The 12,860-nt window shown below is 46.1% G+C and carries 13 protein-coding genes; 5 read left to right on the top strand and 8 right to left on the bottom strand.

The window, feature by feature from the left end; translation table 11 throughout:
* On the top strand, positions 1-248 hold a 248-nt coding region (locus tag Q0668_RS13885; RefSeq protein WP_298865677.1), incomplete at its 5' end, for a DUF1501 domain-containing protein.
* A 100-nt stretch (positions 249-348) separates the two neighbouring features.
* Here the strand turns inward: Q0668_RS13885 and Q0668_RS13880 are convergent.
* On the bottom strand, positions 349-906 hold the full coding sequence (locus Q0668_RS13880; protein WP_298865675.1) for a hypothetical protein: 558 nt from the start codon (positions 904-906) through the stop codon (positions 349-351).
* Positions 907-1,218: 312 nt separating this feature from the next.
* Between Q0668_RS13880 and Q0668_RS13875 the strand changes: the two genes are divergently transcribed.
* From Q0668_RS13875 to Q0668_RS13860, 4 genes are all read left to right on the top strand, one after another.
* Positions 1,219-1,503 carry an antibiotic biosynthesis monooxygenase family protein gene (locus tag Q0668_RS13875; protein WP_298865673.1) on the top strand — a complete coding sequence of 95 codons (285 nt, stop codon included), beginning with the start codon at positions 1,219-1,221 and terminating at the stop codon, positions 1,501-1,503.
* Positions 1,504-1,697: 194 nt separating this feature from the next.
* Positions 1,698-2,093: a hypothetical protein gene (locus Q0668_RS13870; protein ID WP_298865671.1), complete on the top strand. Its 396-nt coding sequence runs from the start codon at positions 1,698-1,700 to the stop codon at positions 2,091-2,093.
* A gap of 5 nt (positions 2,094-2,098) precedes the next feature.
* Complete coding sequence (locus Q0668_RS13865) at positions 2,099-2,326, top strand: helix-turn-helix transcriptional regulator (protein WP_298865668.1); 228 nt, start codon at positions 2,099-2,101, stop codon at positions 2,324-2,326.
* Between the two features lie 200 nt (positions 2,327-2,526).
* Positions 2,527-3,366: an SGNH/GDSL hydrolase family protein gene (locus Q0668_RS13860; protein WP_298865666.1), complete on the top strand. Its 840-nt coding sequence runs from the start codon at positions 2,527-2,529 to the stop codon at positions 3,364-3,366.
* 52 nt (positions 3,367-3,418) lie between these two features.
* Here the strand turns inward: Q0668_RS13860 and Q0668_RS13855 are convergent, their stop codons facing one another.
* The 7 genes from Q0668_RS13855 to Q0668_RS13825 form a co-directional block, all read right to left on the bottom strand.
* Positions 3,419-4,882, bottom strand: a complete 1,464-nt coding sequence (locus Q0668_RS13855) for a hypothetical protein (RefSeq protein ID WP_298865664.1) — start codon at positions 4,880-4,882, stop codon at positions 3,419-3,421.
* Positions 4,883-5,033: 151 nt separating this feature from the next.
* Complete coding sequence (locus tag Q0668_RS13850; protein ID WP_298865662.1) at positions 5,034-6,173, bottom strand: FAD-dependent monooxygenase; 1,140 nt, start codon at positions 6,171-6,173, stop codon at positions 5,034-5,036.
* Positions 6,174-6,324: 151 nt separating this feature from the next.
* Positions 6,325-8,001, bottom strand: a complete 1,677-nt coding sequence (locus tag Q0668_RS13845; protein WP_298865661.1) for a hypothetical protein — start codon at positions 7,999-8,001, stop codon at positions 6,325-6,327.
* A gap of 11 nt (positions 8,002-8,012) precedes the next feature.
* A complete protein-coding gene (locus tag Q0668_RS13840; protein WP_298865658.1) occupies positions 8,013-8,702 on the bottom strand; it encodes a hypothetical protein in 690 nt (229 codons plus the stop codon).
* A gap of 42 nt (positions 8,703-8,744) precedes the next feature.
* The gene (locus Q0668_RS13835; RefSeq protein ID WP_298865656.1) at positions 8,745-10,388 is read right to left on the bottom strand and encodes a hypothetical protein; all 1,644 of its coding nucleotides are present in this window, start codon (positions 10,386-10,388) and stop codon (positions 8,745-8,747) included.
* A 27-nt stretch (positions 10,389-10,415) separates the two neighbouring features.
* The gene (locus tag Q0668_RS13830; protein WP_298865654.1) at positions 10,416-11,102 is read right to left on the bottom strand and encodes a hypothetical protein; all 687 of its coding nucleotides are present in this window, start codon (positions 11,100-11,102) and stop codon (positions 10,416-10,418) included.
* A 42-nt stretch (positions 11,103-11,144) separates the two neighbouring features.
* A complete protein-coding gene (locus Q0668_RS13825; protein WP_298865652.1) occupies positions 11,145-12,833 on the bottom strand; it encodes a hypothetical protein in 1,689 nt (562 codons plus the stop codon).
* Between the last annotated feature and the right edge of the window lie 27 nt (positions 12,834-12,860).

Raw genomic sequence — 12,860 nt, 5'->3', positions numbered from 1 at the left:
GCCGCGATCACTGGGGCAATTTATCACCTTTGATGCTGAGTGGCGGCGGTTTAAACATGGGCCAGGTCATCGGCCAATCCACGCGCCACGCCAGTGAACCACAGACCGAACCCATTGAACGCAAAGATCTGGTTGCCAGCATCATGCATACACTGTTCGATGTCGGCGAACTCCGCATCACCCGCGGCGTACCAAACGAAATCATTCAGGTTGCCACCGCGGGCGAACTCATTCCTGGTTTGTTTTGAAGGATACAGCGAAGGCCGGGCAGCCGAGCAAAATTTGCTTACAGCAAAAAATGCTGACGATTACCCTGGTTTTTCATCACAGCGATTCTTTTCAGTGACGCTATTTGATTTCAACAATGCGGATGTCATCAATCAGAGCCGTACCTCCTGCATTGCCTTCAGCGGGAATTCCGATTCGTAAGCGGAATGTAGATGTGCCCTCGGGAACTGTTACCTCGGTTTGCACATTTTCCCACTTTTCGACATCGTTATCTATTTTCCTCTCTTCAGTGCGGGCAAACGCCAGCATTTTGTTTCCCGATTCGTCAAGGCACTGCACTACCACCATTGGCAACGTTTGCAAGCCTCGCGCCTGCACTCTTGCCGCAACGCGGTACTTTTTGCCGGCTACGACTCCCTGAACATCCTGATGTGCGTTATAAGCAACGCGCTGGTCAGGATGATTTGGGACCACCGAGATAGAAAGTGCGCGAGTTTTCGTTCCCGAGGGAACAACGGCTGTTTTGTAACTGACGAGATGAGCTTGATTCGGCAGTGATGTAAACGACCAGCCGACGGGCGTTTCCGTCCGTTCATTTATCGTTTCAAATCCCGCGTTGACTACCTGAGGCGCCTCTGTTGTAACGGCGCTTAAGAGCAGCGCTAGAAACATTGTCATACTTCAATCCTCCATGAATTGGAAATAGCAAAGCACACCGCTTTGCGACGAAACCGGATTCAGCAACAACTGTGCCAATTCCCCAGACATGCGAAAATACGGGGAATGTTCAACGTTGGCAATGCGCATGGCCTTATAAGCAATGCCATCTTTACAAGGGACGCGTAATTTTTACAGATCAACCGGCCGCACGTCCGGCATTGTTTCCAACACCAGTTCCGAATTCAGCACTGTTGTGTCCTCGGACCTTGTGCATTACCATTGGCCAGCCAATTTCACTCACCATCAATTTTTACAGGAGCTAATCGAGCCATGATCACTGTTGGCATGAACTACCACGTAATCGAAGGCAAGCAACAATCATTCGAAGATAAATTTGCCGGCGTGATTGATGCGTTAAAAGCCGCCGAAGGCCATGACAGCTCAACCTTGTGGAAAGATGTCAGTGACGGCGCTTCGTATCTGATTACAAGCGAATGGTCTGACGAACAGGCATTTAAAGACTTCATCCAAAGCGACGCCTTCCGCGCTGTGACCAACTGGGGCAAAGAACAAATTCTCTCTGGCCGACCACAGCATAAAGTTTACAAGCATTAAAAGACTTGCAGACGATTTCAAAGCATGGGCTCATCGGGGAATCGCCCTGCAGGTCTTCGGGTAACACAATCGCATATTGAAAGGAAATTTCCGAAATGAAGGTAAAGTAAACTTGACATGATGTAATGCAGGCATTACAATTGAATATCGAGATTCTGGAGTGAAATATTCAACTTTTTCAGGGGAGTTCTCCTATGTCTGCATCACTGAAACATGCCTGGTTCAATCTAGCTGTGATTTTGTTAAGTCTAACGGCAGTCGGTTGTTTGTATCCCTTTATAGGGTGGCGAGCCAATGGCGCTTTGGGATTGTGTGGTCTGCTTGGTTTCGGCGTACTGTTCTATCGAAAGCGAAAAAGTGAAGTCGTGATGGATGAGCGTGATTTGCTGATTGAAAAGCGTTCTGCACTCCTGGGCTATTCTATTTTCTGGGTAGTCTATGTCCTTATTGCCAGTCTCTTTTTACCAATGCTTTACGGACAGAATGGCAGCGTTCCCGTGATGGTGGTTCAGTGGAGTGTCTTTTATGCATTGGTCCTGTTTCTCGGCGTGAAGTCGCTGGCCACTCTGATCCAGCAATGTCGAGGTTAAAGGGAATGGCAGGTAAAGAACGGGCGGATCTCACGAATCAAATTCGGCGATTTCGCTTTGAACACAACGAGATGACACAGCAGGCACTTGCAACCCAGGTTGGTGTTACACGGCAGACCATCATTGCGCTCGAATCGGGAAGGTATTCACCCTCGCTGATCCTCGCCTTACGGATTGCTAAAACGTTTGGCGTGCCCGTTGAGAAAATTTTTCAATTGGTTGATGAACCGTAAGACACTTTGTTGGTGATCTTCTTTGAAGATGCGATTCTCTGAATTTGTTTCCTGCTTTTGACAGGTGACTTAAGTCTGGAACTAGCATTGAAACCTGTCAGTAAATTGAATTTGCTCAACGTATTGAGCATAATGAAATGAAACTCTGATATTTTCAGGCCCTCTATGAAAACTCAAACTCGCCGAATAGGACTTCTCCGATGAACTTGCTCCGATCTCCTTTGAAGAAAATGATTGCTTCCCTGTTTGTTCTGGGAATGCTGCTTGTGATTGCTCCTGAATTCGTGCAAGCCGAGCATGAGGGGAAAGTTCAGATATTGTTGCTGGGTGATAGCACGGCTGAAGGCAGTATTCCGCGTCAGCTGAAACCGGAAGGACCGCATTTGGAACGCATTCTGGAGCAACTACTGGCGGCGGAAGGGGATCTGCCGGCCTGTCATGTTGTCAATTCCAGTCTAAGTGGTGAATACATTCGGCGGCTCTTTGATTCGGGCCGTTATGATCGTGATGCTGCGAAACTACCGGGACTGGATTACATCTTCATTCGTTACGGCTTGAACGACCGCGCGAGGCGGGAGAAATTCACCGAGTTTTTTCCCAAAGACTTTCATGAACTGCTGGCACGTTTGCGCAAGGATCATCCCAATGCACTGCTCGTTCCCATGACCGTGATTCCCTTTGCGAATGAAGAAGACAGTAAGAAAATTAACGATCTGGTCTTCGAGGTGGCAAAAAAAGAAAAGCTCGATGTGTTTGATATCTATCCGCGTTACGCGACTGAGCTGAAAAAGGGGCATAACATGCTCAACTATCGTCGGTACCCACTGGCGAAAGTGCCCGAAAAGTATCATGCACTCGTTAAGCCGTTTGTCTCGGGCGACCGAGTGGTCGTCATGGCCAACGAACTTGATCCCATTCTGGGAGATCTGCCGGGCTGGTATGGAGACCGACATCCTAATCTGGCGGGGTACAATGTGATCGCCGACGAAACCGCGAAATACCTTGCGAAAATACTGCGGGACAAGAAAGCGGAAAAGTGAAAGGCATCTGAAGAAAATGCCAATCACTTGGGCTGTGCCAGGATTGAATGAATCAGTCGTTACGAAACCGTAGCGAATACAGGTCTGCATCTTTCAAGACGAAGCGAACACGGACCGGTTTACCAGCGAGTTTTGTCAGGTCCGTTTTGCCTTTCCAGCTTACAACGTGCGCCAGTTCATCGCCGTAGATTTCTTCGCTGTCAGCGAGAGTGAATCCTGGTATCGGTTTTCCTTGTTCGTCCAGTAGTTCGCATTGAATACTGCCCGCCGCCGAGGTTGCCAGATTGAGTTCCAGCTCGACCGGTGGTCCCGGCTTGTCGGAATTTGCTTTCGAACCATCGAAGGTAATCAATCGCGTTGTCATTTCACCGCCGGTGTAGGGGGCGTTGATTGAGACAAAACCATCCATGCGGAGCGTGAATCTTCGCAGACGACAGGGGCCGACATAGTAGTTTTCAATTGCATACAGTGATAATTCCGGTACATGGCCGGGCAGGGGACTGGGTGTGGTTGTGATTCCCCATGCGATATGGTTATTGCGTTGCCACCAGCGTTCGCGGTTCTGTCCTGGTCTCAAAAAGGCTTCATCCCAGCGTTTCCAGGTGGTCCCATCGCGGCTGGTCATCAACACGCCATCACTGACGCCGCGATGATTGTTCTTTGGATCGGGATGCCAGGCGGCTGCGCGGGAGGGAACAAATCGTTTGGGAAACGCGAGGAACAGATGCGGGGCGCGCGGATAGGCGATCGTCGCATTTGTGTAGAGATGTTGGGGAGGAGAATTTTTAATGTCGATAAACTTTGGTTCCGTCCAGTTGAGAAAATCGTTTGAAGTGCAGGTCATGATCGCGCGGACTTTGTTGGTGAAACCTCTATGAAAGTCGACATACTGGCCGCGGTGTGCATCCCAGAACGCGAGGTTTTGCGAATCGAAGGCCCCTTTGGTGATTACCGGTTTGTCCTGCATCAGTTTCCAGTGAATTCCATCCGGGGATGAAAAAGCAACCAGCCCTTTTTTACCACTGCCCAGTGCTTTGAATTTTTCCTCTGGTTTGCATTGGGGATTCGTATCCAGGAAGGGAGAAAAATTATGCTTACCCAGGCCCATCCAGACGATGTTATTCTGCTTTGATCCATTGAACTCAAATAGCCCGAGGTTCGGCTTCTTCCAATGAATCGCATCATCACTTTCGGCATAACAGACCACTTGATGCGTCGTTTTCTTTTTGCTCCAGTCATGATGGGCCCCGCGATAATACATTCGATATTTCTGACCGTCATGTAAGATGCGAACATAATAACTGATGTTACCTTCCGCGGGCCCGTCATACGTGATGGCGACTTCCTGAGGTGCGGGGTGATGCAACTCCTGTCGGGCATTTTTGAGGCTATGAATCATCCAGTCATCTACAAACAGTTCCCGCCGCGAACCGATATGCGCCGGCTCCTCGGCTGAGACTTGAATCGCAATAGGCAAAAATATCAGCGTGCATAACAGAGTCAGTCGATTTTGCATGAGAGGTTCCTCAAGATGAACGGGCTGTCAGAAGGAAAGTTCGGGTATGGATTGGTATCTCTTATAGTCTGACACAGCCGAGCCCGATTTTCAAACCGAATGCGCTCTGTTTCAAGATGATCACGAATTCTCTTGAGGGTTACTTGCAACCTCAAATCGGTTCGTCAAAGGCTTTGGCGATGGAGCTGGCCAGTTGTTCGAGGGAGTAGAATTTGGTGGCTACATCGCGGATATGCGCGACGGTGGCGGATTTGATGAACATCATTTTTGCCAGTTTCCGCGAATCACTTTGTGTGACTTCGACTCGATGCTTGCGGCGTTTGACGTAGAGTGAGAGCGCATGCTCGATGAAGCGGCTATTGGTCCGCGATAACTCGTCCGCCAGGACAGCCGCGGATTCCATGGCCATCGACGCGCCGATGCCTGCGGTGGGTAGAAAGCCGGCGGCTGAGTCGCCGAGTAAAACTACGCGGCCCTGCGCCCATTCTTTCGAACGCACATCTGAGAGCTTCCAGAAGAACAGATCTTCATTATCATCGGGCATTGCAGTCAGGCAGGTATCGACTAGTTCTCCCATGCCCGCGAACTGATCTTGAATGCGCTGCCGTCGTCCCGCCCCTGGTTCTGCAAAGTCTCCGACAGTGGGAGCGCCCGCGTAGACTCCGGCTCCCTCTTGGGTGGGATAGATTCCCACGAAGCGTCCGGCTCCCCAATGTTCGACGAATGTTTCCGCGGGAACGGAATTCAGATCGACCCACCAGACCCAGCCACCCCATTCGGTGTGATAATAGGGTTGCTCGCCAAATACGAGGCTACGCACTTTCGAATGCAGACCGTCGGCACCTACCACAAGATCGAAGGTTTCGCTTGTTCCATCGCTGAAGGTGGCAGTTACTTCTTCACCTTCCTGGTTGAGTGATTCGAGCGATGTGTTGAACCGCAGGTCGGTGTCTCCGATGCCGGAGTGCAATAGTTTGATGAGCTGCGGTCGCGTGCAACTCAGGTTCGGGCCAAAGCGATCGGCGATGGGTTGCATTGACCAGTTTTTGACCAGTTCGCCGTGATTGTCTCGAACTTCATAGTGTTTACATTCAATGCTCTCGGCTTCAAATTGTTTATGGAGTGAGAGTCCATGCAGCACTCGATAGCCGAGGGGCCATAGTCCCAGCATATAACCGGCATGATCGAAATTAGCCGCCCGTTCGATGAGTGTTGCCTGCATACCACGCTGTTTGAGTAAGGCTGCCAGCGTCATGCCACCAATGCCCGCTCCCACAATCAATATCCGCATGATTCTTTCTCTCCCTGAAAGGCGTCGTTTGTTTTTTTATCCGTCCCGTATAATGTAGCAAATCAACGACATGCCGTGCGATACCAGATATTTGTGTCGATAGAAAGAATTTTACGACCGTCGGTATGTTACATTATAGAGTAGGAGAAAGTCATTGGCAAATATTTGATAAGCGTTGCGCTGTCACATAAAAGAAGAGGCTCAAATCACTGCGTATCAAGTTTGCTATGTTACTGAAACCCTTATAATTTTCTCCTTTGATAGAAATGTAACTGATTTGTTCCAATGCATTCGTGACTTCTATCAGTGGATCACTGGCGGTCTGATAATAGAGCTTTAATTCTTGTCTCCACCAATCCGGCGAAAAATTATAGTTCGTGTATTTCCAGGCAATCGATATTAAAAATGCAGCAGTGAGATCAAACAAAATTAAACCAGTCAGTTCGATTCCTTTGAACCAGGTAGAGTTTTCTCCAAATAGAAAAATATGAATGAAAACCATCATATTAATAATACTCATATTCACAATCGAAACCCCGAAAATCCCGGTCATCATTTTCGTGTCCGGTGTAATTCCGTTCCTTACCAATTGAGATGCCAGTCGCTCAATACGTTGGTCGAATGAATTAGACTGATTGAGAACTCTCTGATCGCCGAGTGCGTCATAAACATCATCTGCAATTTTTTCCCAGATGATTTGTAGCATTAACAGACTTTCTTCATATGCATTAAATTCAGATTGTAACTCTTTTTCATGCATCATTAATAATTGCTGAAATTCCAGAAAACCGTGCTGTGCTTCGATTTCACTTTTAGTAAAGTAATCTGTAATTGCCTGATCGATCATGACTCTGATTTTGCCACGGATTAAAAACTGGGAACGCTGTTTACGATAGATGTGAATACAGTTTAAATAATAAAGTTCTTCTTCAACCCAAAAAGGCATATCATGGAAGTGATCTTCTATCAGTGCCAGAGCTTTATCAATCCAGGAGCTGTAAGCGGTCCACATTGCGGGTTTTAAGATATGCAAGTAAAACACAAGTTTGTGATCGATTTGATCATCGCGCATATTCCCTTCGCAGGACGCAAGTGTTTCTCGAAACGCATTAAATGAAGTCGTTCTGATCAGATTGTCCCATGCTTTTTCGGTCAAATAATAAAAGCGATCAGAACGGATGACATACGAGGTTGCTTTCAGCAAGCGTATGATTTGTTCTGGAGAATGTTCTGCAGCGAGGAACTGTCGAAGTAAATCGAAGAGACCGGGTTCTTCTGTGTGTTTCTTTAGTCCTTCAAGCAACCAGTCCGCAAATGAAAGTTCCTCTTTTTGTAGCAGGTCTGAAATTACCGCCAGAGTATAGTAGTCATAGGGAGTTTTTGTTTCTTTTGCTTGCAATACCTGGTAGTGATGTTCCAGTGATTCGTTATCGATCCTTTCATGTAGTGGGGATTCTGTCTGTTTCGCGATCGCCTTATTATTTTGCCGTTGATCTATTGATGTCCCGGGTGACGGATTCACTTCAGCCAGGCCATCACCTTTTTGATTTCCTGGCTCTGTCTGTGGCGTTAAAGTCCAATCAAATATGAATTCCGGTTGGTCAGATTCGTTACCCAGAGATTCCTGGTAGCGCAGGGCATCATGAAGCTTTTCATACGCAGCACGAATGATTTGAAATTCGTTTGGAAATTTTTCCGGCTTGTACTGCCTGATCAAAGCGTTGTAGCTACGCTTCAAATCACGTATGTCAAATTCCCCTGACAGAGAAAAAAACTCAAGGGGATGATCGGGTAGCAGATCCCATTGCGGCTCACTGGTGTCGTTCATTAATTGCTCCATTAAGGTGTAATTGCGACGTAGCCAAAATAGAACAGACAGAAGAGTACAAGTACAAAGAGGCAAATGAATGAGAGTCCATTCAAAATGCCGATCAAATTGCTGCTGAGTGGTTCGGGCTTCGGTTTTTCTCCAAGTTGACTCAGGCACATTAATTCCAGGTCTGCCAGTTCAGGAAATTGACGTTGGAGTTCTATCGCAATGCGTCTATATTCCCATGAACGATGCCCATCAGAATTCTGATTTTTCTGCGCAGCTGAATTGAGCAATGACATGCGAAGGTCACCAGCCTCTTTTGACGAGGCTACCACCAGTGCGCAAAACTGATCATAAAAACGTGTAAAGCAGGCAGGATGCTGTTTTAGGCAATTAAAGGATTTTCGAAGAGTCGCAATTTTCTTAAGCCGATTGATTGCTAAATCGAGATCTGGAAAATCACTGGTGTCAATTGCGTTCAGCTGCCGCATGAGATCTTGTTCTTTCAATGACCAAAACGAGTTTCGCAACAGATCTATTTGCTGGACGATTATTTCTCGTCGTTCAAAGTGCGAAATATCCTCATCCGTTGAATCAGTCGCATTTTCCACATGCTGTAGAAAACTGTTACGGTTCGCAATGATGTCATCCGATTGCTCGAGTGGATTCATCTGTAACAGTCGACGAAGGTAATCAATTTCGTGAGATTCAGTCATGTTGGGAGTACCGGTTCAAGTTTACCGAAAGAGAAAAATACTTCACTGGCAGGCTGCCAATAGTCTTTGTGCGGTGACATAAAAGAATAGGCCCGTATCCGACCTCATTGATTCGGCTATTTTATCGAGGCCATCATAGTTCTCTCGACCTTTTTTTATGGAATTATTTTCTTCTAGTGCATCAGCCAGCTCCAGTAGTGGGAACCACTTTGTCTGGTAAAATTTCATGATCTCGAATCGCCAATGGGTGTAGTAATATTTACGACTATAGCGGTGTTGGAATTTTACAGCCACAATCAGAATCAACACACTCACAAATAATAAGCCAAGTATTTTGATCACACTTAAAAAAAAGGAATCAAGAATTAAAAAGAGAAAATAAAGAGCGACAATTAATGCTCCGAACAATGTAAACCCAATGCTGTAACACAAAATATCTACCACTAATTTGTACCTAAATCCAGGGCCTTCGGTTAAGAGCCAAGTACCTAACTGCAGGGCGTTTTGCTTTACTAAATGCCCTTCTTCTTCAAAGGTCAGGGAATCAATACGATCATAAACAGATTCAGCAATTTTTTCCCATAGGAGCAGTATCGAATCGAACTTGGCAGCGGGAACTTCGAATTCGCGTAGCAGTTCCTCTTCGAGTGACGCTAGTTTGTACTGGCACTCAAGAAAAGATTGGTCTGCGGCTTGTTCGTTTTTTGTACAATAGTCAAATATGGTCTGGTCAATTAATATTCTGACCGGGCCTCCCTCCAGAAAATCAGTACGTTGTTCGCGGTACTCTCTCAGTTGATATAAAAATTCCAATTCTTCCTCAATCCAATAAGGCAAGCGGTCATAGTTTTCATCGATAAACGAAAATGTGGCGTTGATCCAATCTTCGTCCGCTTTCCAGATCGCGGTTTTTAAAATGTGTAAATAAAACACCGGCATGTGATCAACTTCGTGATCCAGTAGGTTTGACTCGCAGATCAGAAGAGTTTTCTGAAAAGCGTCAAAGGAGCGATTTCGAATTTGTTCATCCCAGGCCCTTTCCGTCAGATAATAGAAACGATTTGACCGGATGACTTGCGAAGTGACTTCGAGTAATTTTGCGGTTTCTACATGGAAAGGTTCAGATACGAAGTACTGCCGGAGTAGTTCAAACAGTGCCGGTTCTTCAGGAAACCCTTTTAACCCTTCCAGCAGCCAGTAAGGAAAGCTGTGTTCGGAGTCTCGTAGAATGTCGGAGCAGACCGCTAACACATAATATTCATAAGGTGTTTTTGACTCCTTCGACTGCAGATCATCATAAAACTTAGGTAGCGACTCTTGGTTGATCTTCTTATACAGTAGTAGCGCTACGGAATCTGTGGCGAGTCCTTTGCCTTTTTGGACAGTATTGGGTTTCTCCGGCGGCTGAAACTGTTTGGCCGGATCATTGAAATCCCAGTCAAATTGCAGGTCCGATTTCACAGTTTGTGAGCGTGGTGGTTCCTGATAACGCAAGGCATCGTTCAAGCAGTCATAGGCCGCTCGTATTTTTTGAAATTCTTCTGGAAACTTTTCCGGCTTGAACTGTCTGATAAATGCGTTGTATTTACTTTTGAGATCACGCAAATCATATTCACTCGAAAGGTCAAAAAACGCTTCTGGCTGATCCGGTAACAATTCCCAGTGCGGCTCGATGGGGCCACTCATTAACTACTCCCACTGTCAGATTTGAAATTAACTAAACATATCTTTTACAACAGCAAAAATGCAGAATGCGACCAGGAATGCAATTATGGCGATCACTGCCTCAATAATCTTAAATACGACCGACCCAAATAAAGTATTCGATTTACGTCTAGTTATTATTTGTTCCAACCACGATTTTTCAAGCGCGTATAGTTCTGGCATCTCTGCACGAATGACTTTCGCGATACGATAATATTCATTCAGACTTCGATAGCGGGGATCAGTGGTTCCCTTTCGTAATGAGTTCAGGATTTCCTCGCGTTGTTTGACGACTCGTTGCGGCGAGGCTGTGACCAGCGTGCAGAACTGTTCGTAAAACTGAGGAAAGCAAGCGGGATGATCTTGGAGTTTATGAAAGGATTCCAGGTGTTCAGAAACTGCTTTCAATCGAGATAACGAGACCACCAGATCCGGAAAATCGAAGATATTGATCGTTTCGATTTGCTTGTTCAATGTCTGGCTGTCCAGCGTCCATAAGATTTTCCGCAGCGCGTCGATATTTTTGATGGTTTGTTCTCTTCGATCATCGAACGAAATTGCTTCTTTGAGTAACGTACTCGAATCAGTTTCTGGTTTTAGAAAGCCACGACGCAAATCAAGAATTTCTTCCGGTTGATCCAGTGGATTCATTTGCAACATTCGAAAAAGATAATCCGTTTCGTGAGATTCAGTCATGTTGGGAGTACCGGTTCAAGTTTACCGAAAGAGGAAAAGACTTCACTGGCAGGCAGCCAATAGTCGTTGTGCGGTGACGTAAATGTAAAGGCCGATGTCTTTTCTCATGCAATTTGCGATTTTATCCAGACCATCAAATTCTTCCTCTCCAATTTTGATCGACTTAAGCTCTTCGAGTGCATCTGACAATTCCAGTAGTGGAAACCAGTTTGTTTGATAGAAACGCATTATTTCAAAACGCCATCCCTTGCGATACAGGCTCAGTACGAACCTGTCTTCAATCATTCCATAGATAAGTAAAATTACAAAATTTGCGAATAAGAGGCCGAAGATTTTGGCGATTGTCATCCAGAACGATTCCAGAATAAATAACAGAAAATATACCATCAATCCAAGGGAGCCAAACATTCCCAGGCCAAGGATTACATTGAAGTGATGTATAATTCGATACCGGCGGCCCACACCCTCTGTCACTATGCGATAGGCTAACTTCCGCGTTTGTTTTTCTAATGTTGTTTCGTCGTCATCAAAAATTACGGGGTCGATGCGATCATAGATATCGAAGGCTATTTTTTCCCACAGGATCTGAATCGATTCAAACTCGATTGCTGGAACTTCGAATTCGCGCAGTAGATCTTCTTCAAGTAAAACCAGTTCGTGCTGGCACTCGAGAAAACTTCGGTCTGCGTCTTGCTCGCTTTTTGTACAATAATCGACAATGGCCTGATCTATCGTGGTTCTGACGGGATTTCCATTCAGGAACTTTACGCGCTGCTCCCGATATTCTTTCAGCTGATACAAAAATTCAAGCTCTTCCTCGACCCAATATGGCAAACGGTCGTAGTTTTCTTCCATAAACGAAAACGTGGCGTTGATCCAGTCTTCATCGGCTTTCCAGATCGCGGTTTTCAAAATGTGTAAGTAAAATACCAATATATGATCGACTTCATGATCCAACAGGTTTGACTCACAGGAAAGGAGGTTTTGGCGAAATGAACCAAAGGGGGTACTTTTGAGTTGTTCGTCCCAGGCCCGTTCTGTCAGATAGTAGAATCGGTCTGATCGAATGATTTGCGAAGCTGTTTCCAGCAGTGGTACGGTTTTCTCATGGGATGGTTCCGTCGCGAAATACTGTCTAAGCAATTCGAACAGAGCCGATTCTTCATGATGCACCTTTAACCCTGCCAGTAGCCAATCCGGAAAAGAATGCTCGCGATCCTCCAGAATATCGGAGAATACGGCGAGCGCGTAAAAATCATAAGGAGTTTTTAATTCTTTCGCCTGAAGATCTTCGTAAAGTTTTGGTAGAGACTCACTGTTAACCTGTTCGTGTAGATGTAATGGTACCGATTGTGCAGACAGATCCTCGCTGGCATGCGATTGGTGGAGATGGCCGGGTGGATGCGCATCGGGTTGCTGCAGGGGATCTATTGGAAGATTGCCTGGAGGGTGATCTGGCCCCGTTGCATCATTGAAGTCCCAGTCAAACTGAAGATCCGTTTTCACAGTCTGTGAGCGAGGTGGCTCCTGATAACGTAAGGCGTCGTTTAAGCATTCAAAGGCCGCCCGGATTTTTTGAAACTTTTCGGGAAATTTTTCTGGCTTAAATTGTCTGATATATGAGTTATATTTGCGTTTAAGATCACGTAGATCATATTCTTCCGAGAGTTCGAAAAACTCTTCTGGAAAATCGGGTAACAAATCCCATTGCGGCTCGACAGGGCCACTCATAATCTACTCCCTAAGTCGCATTTGAAT

This window comes from uncultured Gimesia sp., from assembly GCF_937910335.1.
Classification (GTDB): Bacteria; Planctomycetota; Planctomycetia; order Planctomycetales; family Planctomycetaceae; genus Gimesia.
This window is presented reverse-complemented; position numbering and strand designations above follow the sequence as displayed.

What these genes read in the sequence shown, in the direction of transcription:
- Q0668_RS13850 (WP_298865662.1), bottom strand. Translation starts at nt 6,173, where the DNA reads ATGCGGATATTGATTGTGGGAGCGGGCATTGGTGGCATGACGCTGGCA.
- Q0668_RS13845 (WP_298865661.1), bottom strand. Translation starts at nt 8,001, where the DNA reads ATGAACGACACCAGTGAGCCGCAATGGGATCTGCTACCCGATCATCCC.
- Q0668_RS13880 (WP_298865675.1), bottom strand. Translation starts at nt 906, where the DNA reads ATGACAATGTTTCTAGCGCTGCTCTTAAGCGCCGTTACAACAGAGGCG.
- Q0668_RS13860 (WP_298865666.1), top strand. Translation starts at nt 2,527, where the DNA reads ATGAACTTGCTCCGATCTCCTTTGAAGAAAATGATTGCTTCCCTGTTT.
- Q0668_RS13825 (WP_298865652.1), bottom strand. Translation starts at nt 12,833, where the DNA reads ATGAGTGGCCCTGTCGAGCCGCAATGGGATTTGTTACCCGATTTTCCA.
- Q0668_RS13870 (WP_298865671.1), top strand. Translation starts at nt 1,698, where the DNA reads ATGTCTGCATCACTGAAACATGCCTGGTTCAATCTAGCTGTGATTTTG.
- Q0668_RS13875 (WP_298865673.1), top strand. Translation starts at nt 1,219, where the DNA reads ATGATCACTGTTGGCATGAACTACCACGTAATCGAAGGCAAGCAACAA.
- Q0668_RS13855 (WP_298865664.1), bottom strand. Translation starts at nt 4,882, where the DNA reads ATGCAAAATCGACTGACTCTGTTATGCACGCTGATATTTTTGCCTATT.
- Q0668_RS13830 (WP_298865654.1), bottom strand. Translation starts at nt 11,102, where the DNA reads ATGACTGAATCTCACGAAACGGATTATCTTTTTCGAATGTTGCAAATG.
- Q0668_RS13840 (WP_298865658.1), bottom strand. Translation starts at nt 8,702, where the DNA reads ATGACTGAATCTCACGAAATTGATTACCTTCGTCGACTGTTACAGATG.
- Q0668_RS13835 (WP_298865656.1), bottom strand. Translation starts at nt 10,388, where the DNA reads ATGAGTGGCCCCATCGAGCCGCACTGGGAATTGTTACCGGATCAGCCA.
- Q0668_RS13865 (WP_298865668.1), top strand. Translation starts at nt 2,099, where the DNA reads ATGGCAGGTAAAGAACGGGCGGATCTCACGAATCAAATTCGGCGATTT.